Source organism: Paraburkholderia sp. BR14320 (assembly GCF_040948665.1).
GTDB lineage: Bacteria > Pseudomonadota > Gammaproteobacteria > Burkholderiales > Burkholderiaceae > Paraburkholderia > Paraburkholderia youngii.
Genome location: NZ_JBFPKG010000085.1, coordinates 1 through 17041 on the forward strand (window position 1 = coordinate 1; position 17041 = coordinate 17041).

General features: G+C 56.5%; 15 protein-coding genes. 7 read left to right on the top strand and 8 right to left on the bottom strand.

Annotated features, from left to right (window positions below; genetic code table 11):
• Positions 1-169: 169 nt before the first annotated feature.
• A complete protein-coding gene (locus AB3X89_RS37265; protein ID WP_368587677.1) occupies positions 170-526 on the top strand; it encodes a hypothetical protein in 357 nt (118 codons plus the stop codon).
• Between the two features lie 148 nt (positions 527-674).
• On the opposite strand, the gene AB3X89_RS37270 is transcribed toward AB3X89_RS37265, so the two are convergent.
• The 6 genes from AB3X89_RS37270 to AB3X89_RS37295 all read right to left on the bottom strand — a co-directional run bounded on the left by AB3X89_RS37270 (position 675) and on the right by AB3X89_RS37295 (position 7562).
• Positions 675-2741 carry a DUF262 domain-containing protein gene (locus AB3X89_RS37270; RefSeq protein WP_368587678.1) on the bottom strand — a complete coding sequence of 689 codons (2067 nt, stop codon included), beginning with the start codon at positions 2739-2741 and terminating at the stop codon, positions 675-677.
• Between the two features lie 571 nt (positions 2742-3312).
• Positions 3313-3705 (bottom strand): hypothetical protein, encoded by a 393-nt coding sequence (locus tag AB3X89_RS37275; protein WP_368587679.1) that lies wholly within the window; start codon positions 3703-3705, stop codon positions 3313-3315.
• Between the two features lie 240 nt (positions 3706-3945).
• Complete coding sequence (locus tag AB3X89_RS37280) at positions 3946-5238, bottom strand: hypothetical protein (RefSeq protein ID WP_368587680.1); 1293 nt, start codon at positions 5236-5238, stop codon at positions 3946-3948.
• 694 nt (positions 5239-5932) lie between these two features.
• On the bottom strand, positions 5933-6190 hold the full coding sequence (locus AB3X89_RS37285; protein WP_368587681.1) for a hypothetical protein: 258 nt from the start codon (positions 6188-6190) through the stop codon (positions 5933-5935).
• Positions 6191-6198: 8 nt separating this feature from the next.
• The gene (locus AB3X89_RS37290) at positions 6199-6720 is read right to left on the bottom strand and encodes a hypothetical protein (protein WP_368587682.1); all 522 of its coding nucleotides are present in this window, start codon (positions 6718-6720) and stop codon (positions 6199-6201) included.
• The gene (locus AB3X89_RS37295) at positions 6720-7562 is read right to left on the bottom strand and encodes a hypothetical protein (protein ID WP_368587683.1); all 843 of its coding nucleotides are present in this window, start codon (positions 7560-7562) and stop codon (positions 6720-6722) included. The genes AB3X89_RS37290 and AB3X89_RS37295 overlap by 1 nt, the downstream gene beginning before the upstream one ends.
• A 401-nt stretch (positions 7563-7963) precedes the next feature.
• On the opposite strand from AB3X89_RS37295, the gene AB3X89_RS37300 reads away from it, so the two are divergent.
• The 4 genes from AB3X89_RS37300 (at position 7964) to AB3X89_RS37315 (ending at position 11942) form a co-directional block, all read left to right on the top strand.
• Positions 7964-8407: a hypothetical protein gene (locus tag AB3X89_RS37300; RefSeq protein ID WP_368587684.1), complete on the top strand. Its 444-nt coding sequence runs from the start codon at positions 7964-7966 to the stop codon at positions 8405-8407.
• A gap of 171 nt (positions 8408-8578) precedes the next feature.
• On the top strand, positions 8579-10144 hold the full coding sequence (locus AB3X89_RS37305) for a recombinase family protein (RefSeq protein WP_368587685.1): 1566 nt from the start codon (positions 8579-8581) through the stop codon (positions 10142-10144).
• Positions 10141-11043 (top strand): plasmid partitioning protein RepB C-terminal domain-containing protein, encoded by a 903-nt coding sequence (locus AB3X89_RS37310; RefSeq protein WP_368587686.1) that lies wholly within the window; start codon positions 10141-10143, stop codon positions 11041-11043. Before AB3X89_RS37305 ends, AB3X89_RS37310 begins: the two co-directional genes overlap by 4 nt.
• Positions 11040-11942: a plasmid partitioning protein RepB C-terminal domain-containing protein gene (locus AB3X89_RS37315; protein WP_368587687.1), complete on the top strand. Its 903-nt coding sequence runs from the start codon at positions 11040-11042 to the stop codon at positions 11940-11942. Before AB3X89_RS37310 ends, AB3X89_RS37315 begins: the two co-directional genes overlap by 4 nt.
• Positions 11943-12114: 172 nt before the next feature.
• Here the strand turns inward: AB3X89_RS37315 and AB3X89_RS37320 are convergent, their stop codons facing one another.
• Entirely contained in the window at positions 12115-13086 is a 972-nt protein-coding gene (locus tag AB3X89_RS37320) for a DUF6216 family protein (RefSeq protein WP_368587688.1), read from the bottom strand.
• A gap of 760 nt (positions 13087-13846) precedes the next feature.
• On the opposite strand from AB3X89_RS37320, the gene AB3X89_RS37325 reads away from it, so the two are divergent.
• Both AB3X89_RS37325 and AB3X89_RS37330 read left to right on the top strand, forming a co-directional pair.
• Positions 13847-14308: a hypothetical protein gene (locus tag AB3X89_RS37325; RefSeq protein ID WP_368587689.1), complete on the top strand. Its 462-nt coding sequence runs from the start codon at positions 13847-13849 to the stop codon at positions 14306-14308.
• Positions 14305-15747, top strand: a complete 1443-nt coding sequence (locus AB3X89_RS37330) for an FAD-dependent oxidoreductase (protein WP_368587690.1) — start codon at positions 14305-14307, stop codon at positions 15745-15747. Before AB3X89_RS37325 ends, AB3X89_RS37330 begins: the two co-directional genes overlap by 4 nt.
• 804 nt (positions 15748-16551) lie before the next feature.
• On the opposite strand, the gene AB3X89_RS37335 is transcribed toward AB3X89_RS37330, so the two are convergent.
• Entirely contained in the window at positions 16552-16782 is a 231-nt protein-coding gene (locus AB3X89_RS37335; RefSeq protein ID WP_368587691.1) for an antitoxin VbhA family protein, read from the bottom strand.
• Positions 16783-17041 lie beyond the last annotated feature (259 nt).

A 17041-nucleotide genomic window follows, 5' to 3' on the forward strand; every position in this document is an offset into this window, starting at 1 on the left:
GCCTCAAAACGCTTAAAGGGACGGTGAATTCGCATTGAATCTGCACAATGCGAAAAATCTTGCGACGAGAGTCGCGTAATTGGAGCGGGGCCTCTTCAACTCGGGTGTACTTCAGCAGCCTGCTAGTGCGGTTACGGTTCTTCGGTTTCGGAAGAATGCACATAAGCGGATGCTGCTCGAAGTCGAGCATGATTTAAATAATGCGAAGCAACTTAGCGGTTTTGAAAAGAAACTGCTTGAAAAACCCGATAAGTTGTTAGCGATCAAGATCGAACGACTCAAAGGACACTTGGGATTCTTCCTCGGTGGTGCGGACAAGATTGCCATTCTTGCGCTAGCGGGTATGGGATGGGCCGCATGGAAGGAATTTCAGAGCATCGGAAGTGGTTGGCGCCAAGACGTCTTCCTCTACGGGCTAGCATTCACGGGCGGCCTAGCAATCGGAGGCGTTCTCCTGAACGTTGTCGTCCGGCGCTACAGCTATCAGCGTGATCTGCTATCGCTCGCGCTTGACCGGGTGGCATGACAGGATGCTTAGACGCGGCAGCGCGAATAGGTTATTCGCGCTGCGTTTGACTTTTTTCAAAGATCGAGTTAACCCCGGCAATTGTCGTCCGACCTGCCTACGCGCTGATAGCTTCGTCTGTAACGATGCTCACAGGCAAGTAAAACGTCTATGCAGTAGCGAGATGGGGCCAGATTTTTAGCGCCACTTTCAGCAAAACATCAGCACGTTGCCGAATCTCTTGTTCGGACCATACGGCAGATGAACCGTTCCGGTGCGCAGTCTGAAAGTGAGCATTCAGGGCGAGCAGGCTCTTCGTGATTTCAGGACGCTTCACGTCGAAACTACTATCGCTCAGCGCTGGGTTGAGCCGCTCCGTCAATAACGTGAGATTTCCCACGTTGTGCAGCATTTGATCCCGAATTAGCTCCGCGTTTTCGTCTCCTGGCGACGGCCAATGGTTTCTCCAGCCCACCGGAAGCACATGCTCCACGTGGAGGGCGACGGTCGGCAAAGTCAACATCTCGTGGTGCTTGGTGTTGCGCGAGCCGAGTTCCAAAGCCTCGAGTAGCATCTTCGTCTTCGCTGACCTCAGTACTCTGTATGTGGGGGTAGTCGACCATGCGGAGCCGAACTCCTTGTCATCTGGCCAGTGCTGCGATAGCCCTCCACCCAGGCTGGTGAGATGCTGAGCGACCGCAGCTGCGGTTGGCTTGTCCATTTGAGAGAGTCGTCTCAGCAGGCTCGGAAAGACTCGGTTGTACGCTTTCGCGGTCAAACCACAGACTGCGCGGCGGACAACGTACGATTCAAGGACTTGCAGGCTTGCGACGAATTCGCTGGACTCCGTGCCCAAGCGTTCGCCGAGGAACAGCACCACGGGGGTCATCGTGGAACTATCGAGCACGCGCATGTTGTACGCGAATCGCCCAAGAGTCGTCGTCCTGTCGGGCAGAATCAATGCGCGAAAGAGAGAGGCGGCCACCTTCAGGCGCTCAAGTTCCCGATTAGTATCGCGCTGTTCGAGATGCCACCATTGCTTGAAGGACTCGAAGACGTGATCAAGCTTGACATCATCCATCGTACGCATGGATACATAGTGGTACAAGAACGTGTCCAGGCGCGTGTTGGTTAGTCGCCCCTGACGTTCGGCGATCTTCCAGAACAGCCTGCTCTTTCCAATCGCACCCTTCTCGGCAGGTGCCTCGTCAAAGTCCTGCCAATGCGACGCGTACAGCTTGTCAACCGGGGTATTCGCGCGAGTCGCTTGGAGGAACACGAAGTTGCGAACAAGGTCTGCGGCGGTTAGCCTCTCGCCTCGGTCGTTCAGTGACTCGAAGATGACCTGCGCGTCGTCATCCGGACCGAGACGGAGCTCGATCAGTTGAAGGTAGTCGGTCAGCGTCGACAACAGAAGATTGACGCGTTGGGGAAGAATGGGCAGGTCGTAAAAGGGTACCGTGGGATGGGTTTCGTGGCGAATGGCGTGAATCCATTGAGTTGACCACGTTGTCTCGGTGTGCATCCCCACCTCGGCGAGCAGTTCGTTCAGTAGCTCCTCTGTAGATCCGGCTTCTTCAACCACAGGTTCATCGAAGTCCTTCCCCCTGATGAACATCGAAATAACCCCATAGAAATACAGGTAGGCCTCCACGAGCAAGGGGCGCGGAACGCGCTTTTTCGCTTTGCCCTTGCCAACCACCGTGATCGGGTAACTCTCGCAAACCTTCTCAAGAGATCGTGAGTCCACCAGTGCGGAGATCTCTGCTCTTCCTGCGTTAGTCGGCCAAACCTTATAGTGATAGTGCTTCTCGCGATACGTGGCAGCGTTGTTCGTGTAGACGTCGATGGACTGCCGTACATAGACGTCGTCCACGTTCGCCACGGCGTCCCGGAACGCGAGCGCGAGCAATTGCGTGGTTGTCATGCGCTGCTGGCCGTCGATCACTTCTGCTGTGACCGGCTCTCCCGGCAGGCCTGATCGATGGTCAGTGATAATGACTGTGCCAAGGAAGTGCTTCCGCGGCTGCTTCACCATATGTGTTGCATTGTTCTGCCTCGCCTGGTAGGTCAGCTCCTGAAACCTGACCAGCTCATTCGCGCGTTCGGCTATGTCCGACCAGAGCGGCTGGATCTGACGCTCGATGGTCCAGACGTACCCGCGCTGGAAAATTGGAACGAGGTACTGAAGCGGCTGACTGAAGAGCGACAACGGTGAAACCTTATTCGGTTGCATTATTTCCCTTGTTTAAATCGTCGTCACTGACCGACCACGCCGGTGATAGTACAACCTCAGCGATACTCCGGACATAGCCTCTCATCGCAGAAACTCGACCGTGAGCAGATCGCATCCGTATCCCTTCACCCATTTCCTTCGACCTTGCTCGACTGCTATGCAGCCCGGTCGAATTGCTCCCCGTCACGCCCCATCTGAGCAACGCCTGTTTTCAACACGCTAGCGCTATTTCTCACGTTGCCACTCTGGCAATTCGGGGAATCTCGCTCGTTTCGAGTTCCTTGCGTTAGCGCGCAGGCGCTCTTTCATCGCGGGAGTAACCACCGGCGGCTTCTTGTCGATCGCCGAGCGGACAACGACGGCAGGAGACCCTTTCTGCGACGGCGCTTCCTTTCCCCTACGGGACTGACTCATAACATTCCTCATACACGCAGGCGCTCCCAGACAATGCCTTCCCGCCACAGTTCGCAGCGAACGGCACATGAAACAGCATACTCGTAGACGGGCCCCTATAGACAGTCGTCCCATTCCGCGTGACCCAGTTTTCCCCGGTGTTCGGTTCCTACCAGCATCAAAGCCGCCGTAACGTCAACCCTCCTCGTGGGTCTTCACTGATCGACAGTGTGTCCCCGATTTCCCAGCCCTGCCGGCACACCAAGTCTGATGGTAACTCGACGATGAAATTTCCAGTCGCTTCATCAGTTTCTTGCAACGCGACGCAGAGCGCACCTGGCGTGGCGCGTCCGGCGTCCGGCAAGTGTGCAAGCAGTATTTTGGTCAATGAATCGTCATCGCCAGGCAGGCTGAGCCAACTCGCACATAGGCTGTCCGAATACAGTGCCCACGCAAGCGTAACGTCGCTACCGGTTACCGATCGCCCAGCATTCCGGAGGCATTTTTGCATCCGCTCGATATCTTCAGGAAACTCTTGAGCAATCTTCGCGCGTTCGCTTCGGGTCAACATCTGCCTCTCCTGATGATGATTACGCGACCGATTCAAAACCTCTACGCTTACATCAAGCGTTGCGGAATGCATTTGCAGTCGCCACAATTCACGCTCCTACAGATCCTACTCTCGACCCACGACAACGGCGCTGTGCTATCGACTTAATTGCGCGAGCGGCAGCGGCAATCACCGCAACCAATTAAAGCCGATGGGCCAAACTACGGCCAATGCGTCGTCTCGCGCTATTCTGATTGACCGTTAGCACCAGGAATCCGATTTCGCTAAATCTGCACGTAGAAAGAAATATTGTCTGCAACCGTCGATCGTCGGCCCGATCACTGGGCGGATCGTCGAGGATTCTAGAACAGCTTTCGGTGACCTGCCTTGCTTGCGGGCCAACTGGACGAGAGAAACATATGTCTCGCGAAAGTTGTCGATCGCAGCAGACGGGATCCGCCTAACGTTGCTAGTCTGCATTAGCACCTCGCTGTCGAGAGCCTTCCGCTTGACGAGATGATAGGCAACCTGCTGTTTTATTCCGAGCAATCGTGCCGCTCCATCGACCGACAGGTGCGCCCCGCTTTTAGCCTGCCATGCGCGATGCCAACGACGCGCTGAAGCGCGATTCAAGAGAAACCCTCCCAAGGACGTATCGTCGGCGTTACTTACAACGCACTTGATCTCGCCGCGTTGTATTGCGTGCAGCAGTGCAGGAAATTCATCCCGCCCGAGTCTCCATGTCTTCAGCACGGTACTGATTGGCACCGCGTCGTCATTGGCAAATGAGTCCGCTGGCACTGCGCGCGTCGCGCATCCGCTCACCAATGCAGTAATCTGTCGCAACGAAAACAGCCATGCTGCCGCTCGTCCCGTCCCCGCCCGAATCGCAGGAATTACGAAACCTGCATCTACCAGTTCCCGAATGCGCCGTCGCGGTAATTTTAGGTGGGCAGCCGCGTCGGAAAGGTTGATTCCGTCGTTGACCACGGTAGAGATTTTCGCGGCTTCCCCGTTGGGGATCGACCAGGCACGTCTTCCGCTCGGAAGCGCGACCGCAGTGCTGCTGAATTGGCCGGACTCACAGAGTCGTCTTACGAGGGTGGGCGAAACGCCCAAGCTCTTCGCTAGAGCTTGAATAGACGTAGATGTGTGACGATGCCCGCGATCGGTCTTGATTCGACGATTTCGTCCGCATACGAGGCCGCGCCAATGCACTTCGAGATAGTTTTCGAACGCGTCGCGCATGAACTGAAACGACGGCGAATCAAGATCGACATACAACGATCGATACAAGCGACCGAAAGTCCTCTGAAGACTAAATGATGGTGTGGCTGCGTTCTGCCTCCTTTCCAGGAGATTGTGAAACCCGCGCGGCCATTGCTGTAATAGCGCTGCTGCGCGACGACTGTTTGCAATTGCAACCGAAACCCGTTGGAGCCCTGCTTGTCGTCCCGTCTTGCCGGACGAGTCAATCGTCGAAACGAATTGGAACAGCCGAAGCCATTCCGGCCCAGTCAGTTTCGGAAAGGTTATTCCAGCAAGTCCGGCCATTGCAGCCTGGAATGGACCTTGAACACCTAGCAAGTCATTGTCCGCCCGAACCGCTCGCGCGCGCCTCAGATCGAATCCACACCCGCATCGCAAAATACTCGGGCGCTCCAGTTTCTGAACTGCACCACACGCGGGACAGTGATCAAGCAAGAGGGTCTTATGCTCAAGGCAAACGCAGCAGGGCTTGATACACCAAGTCGCCCGAACATATCCGTCCGGATAACGCGTGGCTTCCGGTTGTTCGGTGTAACTGACCACCGCAGGCGACGTTTCGAACAAGTAAAGTGCCCGTCGTTCGAGCATCCCCTCGTACGTGACCATGCGGCCAGTTTTGCGACTGGGAAATTTGCCTCGAATGATTGCGCCGGTTGGACGCACGACATCACGAGCAGGCTGATGTAGAAGGCCATCAGGGGATCGCCCCCGCCAGGTTCCCTTCCAGGATATCTGCGACATAGCAACTCCTCCCGGTGCCGGGACGAGGCGCGAGTGCCCACCCTGCACCGTGGAACGGGTCCAGATTGCCGATTTGCAGGCGTAACCACGCCCACCTTCGGTCGTTCACGCCGAAGGAAATCGGGCCGCATGGCTTTGAAGTGGCTTGACGCGCTCGGGGAGGGTTGCGATACTTTGCTTGTCAGGGCGGACCGCAAGGTCCCCGTAAGGGCGAGTAAGCCGCAAGGTTTGCTCGCTTTTACATTTTCTCCTCCTCGTTTTGGCGCCTCTTCAGGCGCGCAGCAGGTGCCGGCCTGCGTTCGATCAGGGCATCGGGAAAGTCGACGATGTCCGTGATCATCCGGATCTGGGCTGGGTGAAGTCTCGGCAATCGCTCTCGCAGCTTCGCGAGCATCCAGAACAATTCCTGCGGCGAATCCCGATCGATCACAAGTTTCGGCTGCGACGCCGAAACCGCCGCATGAAGCTCCTGTTGCTCCGTTTCCGATAAATTCAATGCGCTGACTATCCTCCGCACGAACTCGGCCGGCGCCCGAGCTTGATATCGTTATCGCCGCCGTCCTCTAACTGGCTCTGCATCCGTTCGAACTTAAACGCGCTGCCAAATCTATAGCCCTCCCAGAACGCGACGTCGTCCTCGGTTCTCGATATCGCTGCGCGACGGGGAAAGAGCGTTGTAGGCTCGGGGCCCTCAAATGGAAGGAGCGCTGCGACAATGGGAGGAAAAAATGCTGGACCGAACTTTGACGCGTTTAGGATATATGGAACCAGACCGGTCGCAACACGATGATCGTCCAAATCGCGTTGCAAAAGCTGATTAAAGTCCATCGTTTGCGTCGGCAACACCTCACGCACCGGGCGGAGATGCGCTGTCAGTCGCTTTTCTCGGTCCTTCGATGCAGATCCGATTCGAGCCTTTGTTTCAAGAAACTCAACCGTACCCGCTGGAGTTTCGAACTTACCCCACGTTCCATACTGATTCAGCTGATAGTCGTATGTAACTTCGCTCGTCGTCGTTTTCTTCATTATCGTCTTCCAGCAAAAGGGCGATGCCAACGATTAGCAAGCCATTCGGCCACGCCAGCAACATTCCTTAGTTCATCGTCAGACCAATCACCTTGGGCGAGGTCCCGCACACTACATACTGCAACGAGTAGATGATCGGGACTGAAATCGCAGGCGATAGCACGTTGCGCAAAACCCAGCCCCTCTTTCGCGACACGATCTTGGAGCGCCTCGAGCATTTCTTTGTCCGTGCCGATCGCATCTCGGAGTCCTTGGTATAGACTCACGTGCTGGCGAAGCCGAGAACGAATGTTCTTGGCGACACCGATATAAATTGGCGCAGATACCAACGGCGTTAAGTCGGTAAGGACCCGTGCTAGCAGTGCGCGTCTCTTTTCGTCCTTAGCAATCCAGCTGAGACTTTTCTCTAAGCCTTTTTCTTCTTCACCAAGAGGAGCGTCAGAGGGGACCTTCGCGAGAAAAATATCTTGATGCAAGTCGCGACTTTTTTCATGCATGAGTCCGCGCCAACTCGCGCCAAAAGCTCCCCGCCCACGCAGTTCGAAAGACGGTAGCTGGAATCGGAGCATGTGTTTGGCCAACAGCTCGCGAAACCGCTGTTCACCTCTATCTGTGCCGGACTCGTCAATCTGTCTCTTGTAATCTCCTGCAGGAGCATAGATCCGCGCGTACCAAGCGTATAGCCCCGGAGCATCCGGCGCTCTTTCTATGTCGCCAAACGATAAGAGGAGCGGCTCTTCCATCTGTTCTTTAGGGCCCGTTTTGTGACGGTTAGGCATTGTCTTAAGCCAGCCGTCGAATAGCTGCTCTTTACATTTCTTACCGCGAACTTTGAACGGCAATCAATATTTGAACTCCCAGAAGCCACGGCTGCCGGCGCGAAGATCTCTGTTACGTAACGTCCGTTGGTCAAAGAAACGCGCCAGGGAAGAATATTTCAAGAAGATCGTCATGAATATTTCACTAACCTGGCGCAACTTTCACTTTCTGTGTCACCCGACAACCCTCATGTCGAGTGTCAGATATGTTGAAAAAGAGACCATTGATCTTATGGAAGGTTTTCACGAACTCTGGCACGGAAGTCTGCGACGTGTGACCGAAATAGTGAAAATAATCGGCAAACGCGCCACAAAACATGAAAATTCCCGAGGGTGTGCCGTAGAGGCCCGCGGAACAAGGCACCACGCCTTCCAATAGCCTCGAAAACGACGGGCGCCCACACCAAAGCTCGTGGAGCCCTGCCATGAAACCGGACCGCACCTGCGCTGCCTGCGGCGCGCATTTCTCTCCCCTCGCACACGTTCCGAACCAACGGTATTGCTCATTGAAGGCCTGCCAACTCGCCCGGCGACGGAACTGGCAACGGGCGCGCATGCGGACAGATCCCGATTACCGGGCGAATCAGGCCAGGGCTCAAGCTAGTTGGTGCGCCCGTCATCCAGACTACTGGCGCCGCTACCGCGAAACCCATCCGGCCTGTCGTGAACGCAATCGCGAGATGCAGCGAGAGCGGAACGTGCGGCGAAATGCCGCACCCGTTGCAAAGATGGGCACGTCATCTTCCTTCAGACCACTCGCGTCGGGCTTCTACCTTCTGTGCGACGCGCTCGAAGCGGGCATTGCAAAGATGAACGCGTGGACCGTCCACATCGCTGTCCTGTCTGGCCCGCTGCTCTCGCCGGCGTGATTGCAAAGAGAGGATGTGATTGATATGGACTGGGCGCCTGCTACGTTTATCTTGTGTTCGCTCGCATCAACCTCGCCCGATGTGTGGCGCTGGCTGACGTCAACAGAGACCGGATTGCCATAACGGTGCCGGGGCGGCGAGCGAGGAACCGTTGCTGGCTGGAGCAGGATCGTGGACCTCGATTGCGCAGGAGAACCAGTCGCCACGCAGACAACTGCGGTACGCGCGGCCGAATACGTCCGTATGTCGACGGAGCATCAGCAATACTCCACGGAGAATCAGCGCGACCGGATACGCGAATACGCGACGCACCGTGGCTTCGAAATCGTGCGTACCTACGCCGATGAGGGGAAGAGCGGTCTGCGCATTGACGGGCGACAGGCGTTGCAGTCGCTCATCAGGGACGTCGAGAGCGGCACTGCAGATTTTCAGGTGATCCTCGTCTACGACGTGAGTCGCTGGGGCCGATTCCAGGACGCGGATGAAAGCGCCTACTACGAATATGTCTGCCGGCGCGCGGGCATTCAGGTAGCCTACTGCGCCGAACAGTTCGAGAACGATGGTTCGCCAGTCTCGACCATCGTGAAGGGCGTCAAGCGCGCAATGGCCGGCGAGTACAGCCGCGAGTTGTCTGCGAAGGTGTTTGCTGGACAGTGCAGGCTCATCGAACTGGGCTTCCGGCAAGGCGGTCCGGCAGGCTATGGTCTGCGCCGGATACTGGTCGACCAGCACGGTCTCATGAAGAGCGAATTACAGCGTGGTGAGCACAAGTGCCTGCAGACCGACCGGGTCATCCTGATGCCGGGGCCCGAGAGCGAGGTGCGGACGGTTAACCTGATCTACCGCTGGTTCATCGACGAATCACTGAACGAATATGAAATTGCCGCACGGCTGAACGGCATGAATATCCAGACCGATCTCGGCCGCGACTGGACGCGGGCAAGCGTTCGGGAGGTGCTGACCAACGAAAAGTACATCGGCAACAACGTCTACAACCGCGTGTCGTTCAAGCTGAAGAAGACGCGCGTCGTGAATCCGCCCGAGATGTGGATCCGCAAGGAGGGAGCATTCCAGCCCATCGTTCCGGCAGAAACGTTCTATACGGCGCAGGGCATGATGCGGGCGCGCGCCCGGCGCTATTCGAGTCAGGAACTGATCGAGCGCCTGCGTAACCTGTATCGCAGTCGCGGCTTCCTCTCCGGCCTGGTGATCGATGAAACGGAAGGTATGCCTTCCGCCTCAGTCTATGCCTATCACTTCGGTAGCCTGATCCGCGCGTACCAGACAGTTGGCTCTACGCCGGGCCGCGACTATCAATATATCGAGACCAACCGGTTCCTACGGCAACTGCACCCCGGCATCGTCGCCGAGACCGAGACACGCATTGCTGCACTGGGAGGCTCCGTCACACGAGATCCAGCGACCGACATGCTTACGGTAAACAGCGAATTCACCGCATGCATCGTCCTCTCGCGCTGCCAGGCACACGACTCGGACAGGAACCACTGGAAGGTGCGATTTGACACCAGCCTGCTGCCTGACATCACGGTGGCCGTTCGTCTGGACCGCAGCAACCAGGCCACGCTCGACTATTACCTGCTGCCACGACTCGATTTCGGACAACCGCGTATTCATCTCGCCGACTGGAATCCTGTCGAGTTTGAGAGCTATCGCTTCGACACCCTCGACTACCTGTACGGCATGGCGCAGCGTGCCCGCCTGAGGAGAGCAGCATGAGTCAGCAGGGGAAGCCCGTTGAAGTGCGGAGGGTGCCGATCGACCAGATCGAGGTCATCAATCCGCGCGAGCGGAACGCGCGCGCGTTTGAGGAAATCGTCGGCAACATCAAGGCAATCGGCCTGAAGAAGCCTATCGTCGTTACGCCGCGCGCGACAGCAAACGGAATCGAGCGATATCTGCTTGTTTGCGGGGAGGGTCGGCTCAAAGCGTTCCGCGCGCTCGGCGAATCGAACATTCCAGCACTGGTTGTCAGCGTAAGTGATGAAGATGCCTTCATCATGAGCCTGACGGAGAACATCGCGCGTCGGCAGCACCGGCCTCTCGAGTTGCTCGCCGGTATACGCGAACTGCAGGACCGTGGCTACGTTCCGAAGGCCATCGCGGAGAAGACCGGGCTGTCGGCGCAATATGTGCAGGGAATCCTTACCCTGCTGCGCCACGGTGAGGAGCGACTGGTCATCGCGGTAGAGAAAGGGAAGATCCCGCTGAATGCCGCGCTTTCAATCGTTGGCGCTGGCGATAGCGACGAAGCCATCCAGGCCGCTTTGCAGGAGGCATACGACTCCGGCAAACTGCGAGGCCGGCAATTGATGGACGCGCGACGGATCATTGAACGTCGCAAGGTCCTCGGCCGGATGGCTGGCCGGAACATGTCCCGCAAGGCCCCCGACGTGACCACATCCAGTCTCGTACGAACCTATCAGCGGGAGGTAGGGCGGCAGAAGGCGATGGTCAAGAAGGCCGAATTCACGCAGCAGCGGCTACTGTTTGTCGTCGGTGCGCTCCGTCAGCTATTCGCCGACGAGAACTTCGTCAATCTGTTGCGCGCGGAAGGAATGGCGACGTTGCCGAAGTATCTCGCTGAACGCGTTTGGCCTAATGGGGGCCCAGTATGAGCACCGTTCCACTCGGGTTCATCCCGGAGCCGCTCACGGTCCCGATCACGAATGTCCTTCCGTCCAGACGACTTTCGGCCGGCGCGGTGGCGTCGCGCAAGTTCAGGCAGATCAAAAGCTCAATCGAGGAAGTCGGCATAATCGAGCCTCTGTCGGTAATGGCCGCCGATCCCACGTCGGGCCATCATGTACTGCTCGACGGGCACCTTCGTCTCGCTGCGCTTCTGGACCTTCGGTTCGAAACAGCGTCCTGTCTAGTCTCAACCGATGACGAGAGCTATACCTTCAATAACCGTGTGAATCGCCTTGCGACGATTCAAGAGCATCATATGATCCGGCGCGCAGTCGAGCGTGGCGTCTCACCAGAACGGCTGGCTAAGGCGCTCGCCGTCGACGTATCGTTAATCCTGAAGAAGATCGCGTTGCTCGACGGACTATGCGCCGAAGCTGTAGAACTGCTCAGGGACCGGCAGTTTTCGCCAGAGTTGGTCCGCGCGCTTCGCAAGATGAAGCCAACGCGGCAAGTCGAATGCGTAGAGTTGATGACCGCTGCCAACAATCTGTCTGTCTCGTACGCCGAAGCACTGCTCGTCGCGACAACGGCTTCGCTACTTGTCGATGGGAAGAAGCCCCGAAAGCTGACTGGTGTAAGCCCCGAGCAGATGGCCAAGATGGAGAGGGAGATGAGCAATCTGCAGGGCCAATATAAGCTTGTCGAGCAGACCTACGGACAGGATGTGCTGAATCTCGTGCTCGCGAAGGGCTATCTCGCGAGACTGCTCGACAACGAATCTATACAACAGTATCTAAGGACTCAGCAACTGGACCTTCTAACGGAGTTCCAAGCAATTATAGAAACGATCACTTTGGATCAGCCGGCGCTTGAGATGCCTCTGTAGGATTTTCCACTTTAACCACTTGAGCAGTCTGCTAGCATTTCGAAGCCAAGCAGGCGAATCTACCTACAGAGTTCCAGTGCGAACGTAGATACGATCGCACCGGAACAATCTAACCTTGAAGTCGCTCTCGCAAATACCGACATTAGCCGCAAACTTCTCGTTGGTGATCAGCTCAAATCTGACCGTCGGTCAATACCTCGGGCTCATCTTCTTTTTTTCCTGTAGCTTGCTCCATGCCTTGTTCAGGTTGAACGTCGGAAGCCTTCTTGCGCGGTGAGCGGCTACGTTTTAGCTTAACCACCTCCGTTGTACCCTTTGAAATTTCCGCGGTCTGGCTATACAGCTTCCTTCTAATATTCTCGGCATTTATCGCAGCGAACGCACTCCATACATTCGGTATGACAATGACCAAAGCAACTAGCGCAGAAATTGCGCCAAACCACATTTGGAGTTTGACCGTCTCCTTTGTTAGCGACCGTAGTTGGCCGTCCTTTAGGGACTTACAGATTGACTGAGTCTCTGTCTCATTAAACTTCGTCACGCGAACAATTTTTGACTCATCCGCGCAATCGGACAAATCGAACGACCACCCGTCTCCAAACCACCAGCCATCCCAAAGTGCCCTGACCGTGGTGGTGTCCGTTGCGAACCAAACCCCAGAAGCCTTCATTTTGAAGTAGGCTGCATGTGATGAACCAAATTGGGTGGCCAAGAAGAACGCTGTGAATGCGACGGTTGCAAAAAAAATTCTGATTCGGGAATGGTACTTGGGAGGTTGACGGATGATCTCCTCGGTGCTGGCGTCAACCCATGATCGCACTTTTCGCAGGGTGAGCATACCGACGTTGTGCTTGTCCATCCAGTTGAGAAGCTGTTGCATGTCGACAGACGTGTCAACTTTTACCCCATAAAGAAATCGGAATTTTTCCAGTTCACGATTTTTCTGGAAGAAAGATCTCAATGCTGGATCGTGTACGTCGGTCTTTCCGGCAATCAGATACCAAATTCGTTCAAGAATGCTATGAATAGAGCCGGCCCGCCACCAGTAGAAGCTCCCCAAGAAAGCGCCCGCAACTGCAACCGCAGCAACATATGGTAGCCGCGTAAAGATAGGGCTTTGTACAAATTCTGACAGCGATCCCATGCAATCGATTCCTTTCACTAAAAATTGGGTTTCCCCCGTCGCTGAGAACAACACAAGCGGAGGCATCAAATCATTCAATGGTCGAAGAGCCACAACGGATCCGAGCAGTTGCTCGCGCTACATAACATCACGTGCGAGCCGCATAGATTGTTCGATTGCGGGCTCTATGCACTCGGTATTGCGAAAACGATTAAAGAATCTCATCGGAAAGCCGTTAACCGCGCCATGTTAAAGCGCGTGTACAAGACACTCAGACAGAGCGTGTGACGCTAAGTCAAGGCTTTGCCCGCCTACAGATTTGTCAGCGTGAATTTTCCCACATCTACGACCGAGCTTTGAATTAGACGGTGCTTCCAAACTCTCGCAGTCTTCGTTCCGCGAAGGACCGGTCGGGTGCAATCTGCCCTGGATTGCCGGCCAGTATCGATTAGCGCTGGCAAGCTTTGCGAATTGTTTTCGTAACGAAACCATCGAACGTACTTCCGTTGGATCAGGATTCAGGAAACGTCCCTTTCGCTCCGCAATTAATTGACGTGGGACCGAAACAGCAAGTACCTGCCGCACGCCGGCAAGCATGCGATGCATCGGAAGTTCCGCGCCTTAGCGACAAATAATCAGAACGGCTCTTGCCTAAAAACGTCTGAAGGCCGGGCATAATCTTTAGCATCTTTGAAGTGGGCCGGGCTCCGCGATTGTTCACGCGTTGCCCCGGCCGGCGCGTGAGATAACGAGAAAGACTGAATAAACTTCGAGACCGATTATGTCTAGAGAGCAGCAGATCGTCGAAGCCATCCGGCAACTTGACGCCGAGGGTTCAACAGAGTTCACGATCCAACAGATCAGGGACGCCCATTCCCGGCACTCCGAAGACTGGATGCCACTTCCGAAACGTTGGGAGCCGCTCGTTGGTGCCGTGCTGCGAACGCTCGAATCTACCGCGATGGTCAGAGGGGATGGCGCTGGCCGCTATAAGTTGATGCATCCAATCGAGCCAAAAATTGACTCCGCGCCCCCAGCACTTCCCGATGCAACTCCGGACGACGAAGACCAACTGCTGCCGCCGGGCAATCGTCCTCCCGATGCACCACCGGGAGGCGCCGACGGCGGTACTGGGGGTGGCGAGGGCGCCGGGTATCGCGAAGTGCTGTCGCATCCTTTGTTGTTCTCGTCCATGCCCGACGATTTCAATCGCCTGCTCTCTCGTATCGGAGGCCGCTCGTGACGAAACGAACTAATGGACTTGCGTTGCTGGCGCACAAGTGCGCCGCAAAGACGTTCGACCTCTCGACGGGCGTCGTCCATGCCAGCATGCGCGATCAGATCGTGCGTGCTCAATTGCTGATACGCGACGCAAGGGAAAACGATCCGACATGCAGTCGCGTTCTGATCGTTGGCGGCGGGGTGAGCGGGGTTTCGGCTGCCGCAATGGCGTGCGAACACGATATGGATGTAGTGCTCGTCGACAGCCAGAAGAAGCCGTTTAGCCTTCAGGCCGATGTGACCAGCCGATATGTCGGACCGTTCATGTATGAATGGCCGGAACTCGGTCACGACTGCCAAGACTACCCGCCGCCGCATGTGCTGGGTCAACCGTCCGATGCAACGCCCAAATGGACGGCTGCCGATCCGATTCCTGCAGCCAGATTCGCCAAAAATCTGGAGGCCTGGTTGGTCGCTCATCGGTTTTTGCCGGGGACGGCGCGTTTCTTTTTTGGTGTTGTACCTGAAGAGGTACAGGCCTACGTTCGCGCATTCGTTGCCTACCACGGTACGGGGACCGTTGCGGGCGGCCCGCCGGTTCCCGAGTATGTGCTTCCCCGCGGCTGCCTTGACCACCAGGGGAAGCCCGCACCTGCCGGAGCGTCGTTCCGCCCGGACTACATCGTGCTCGCGGCGGGTATGGGAGAGGAGCGTGTTGCACTTCCCGACTTTCCGCGCGTCAAGGGAGAATTCTTCTGGGCCAACGACGAGTTGAAGCTGGATGCAACTCGTCAGGCCAAATCCTGCGTGTTCGGTAGCGGCGATGGCGCTCTGCAGGACGTCCTGCGTCTTCTGACGAAGCACGACCATCCGCTTCAACTGATCCGCGATCTGAGGCTGGACGCGGCCGTTGCGAAATCGATTGATCGGTGGGCGCCCCGCCTTGCAGCGCTCGAACGGCAAAGCCGGCTCGTGACAACTTGGTCTGGAGCGGGCAGCTTCGTGGATATCGATACGCAGTGCCAGTTCGTTGCAGCGGATCTTGCAGGGGACGCGTTTGTGTGCGAGGCCGTGTGGCGACAACTGCGTGAAGGTGCAGGGGAAGTCCATCACATTATGCGCGAGCGATATTTTGGCAAGGCGTACCTTCTGAACCGGTTTGTGGTGCACCTTATTGAGCAATGCCAGAAGCGCGGGGCACATAGGGGCCTAGTCACCTACCACGCGCATCGGGAAGCGATTGTCACGAACGCGGAGCACACCGTTCGTGCTCGGAAACGCGGGTACCTAGTCTCGCTCAAAGACGACCCAAAGCAATATTTCTTCCGCTGGATCGCAGTCCGCTACGGCGCCGATCCCGATACGGTTCCGCAATCGAAAATGGTCAAGTTGAACCCAAAAACCCGCGCCGACCGCATGAGTATGGCGGCCATTCCGCTTCCACTCGTGGTGCCGGAATAGCGCCGGACAACGGACAATCAAGCATAGTTGTTAGCCCCGATGTATAACTGACCCTGCACCGGTGCTTGTCAAGCAACTGTCCGCGGGGGCGCTCGCCAACGAGTGCCCTCGCCGCGATCCCCCTTATCTCGCGCGGCGTGTCGCCAGAACGGCCGCGAAAGCGCTTGAGTTGGACGTGACGCATTTTCTCAAGAACCTATCGCTGCTGAATGGGATATGTCCTGCGCTGACGGATACTGACCAACGGTTCCTCGAGAATTGCGTTAATCCGGAGGCCGGTTGTTATATAGAGATGGAATTCCTGTAGTTTCCAAATCGGCGTGTCAAGCTGGTCCCTTCGTCAACCAAACTTCCTTCCACACTGCCCACCCGCAAACTAGCCGCTTATTACGCGGTGCGGCGTGAAACTGTGTGTACGGAGTAGTAGCGGTTCATACCACTTTTAAGTGTGCTGCGAACACTCGCCGTCCCAACGAGCAGCACAACGCACGCAAACATCCGTGATATCCGGAGGCGGCTCTGTCCTACATTCCCAAATCCAAGGGCAGGACGATTTTCGGTGTCGCATTGCTACGCGCGCCACACCGATTGGTTGGCGACCATCCGCCATTCCCGAAGAGCGGTACAACGCGCGCGAACATCCGTGATATCCGGAGGCGGCTCTCTCACGTTCCCCAATCCGAGGGTCGGGCACCCCGGTCTCGCATCGCCGCAGGCGCCAAGCCGATTAATCGGTGATCGATACAAGCCGTCGCACGTCACGCCCTGCGGTCAGAATCATCCGCGATATCCGGTTAGAACCGCTCAGAATGGTTCTCGTTCGTATGCAAGCGGATCAATCGGCAGCGCCTTCATGAATTCAGCGAGGTCGATTTCACCACCGATGAAGCGACGGGCGCGATCTTCGTCAGTTGCAGTGAGCGTGAAGCCTTCAAGGCCAATCGAGCCTCGGGCGAAATTCACCGCGCGCTGGCGTCTTTGACGCTCGACCGCGGGAATGGGGACTCGTCGATTATCAGAGTTCGGCATATTCATAGTTTGTCTTCATCCCAAGCTTTCGAAGGATCGCCAGTCTCAGTCGGTTGCTCGCGGTGCAACATGAAGTCTTCGGATACGTTGACTTTGTCGGGAGCGTCAAAAAATTCCCTCCAAGAAGCCGGTTTGGCTGTGTTGCCTTTCGCCGTAAAGGAGCCGGGTGTTTTCGGCGTAATGGCGCCAGCGACAGGCGCCTGATTCGGGGCTCGAACGGGTATCAAGAATCCTTGTTTTTACCTCCTCTCGCAAGTGCTGATTT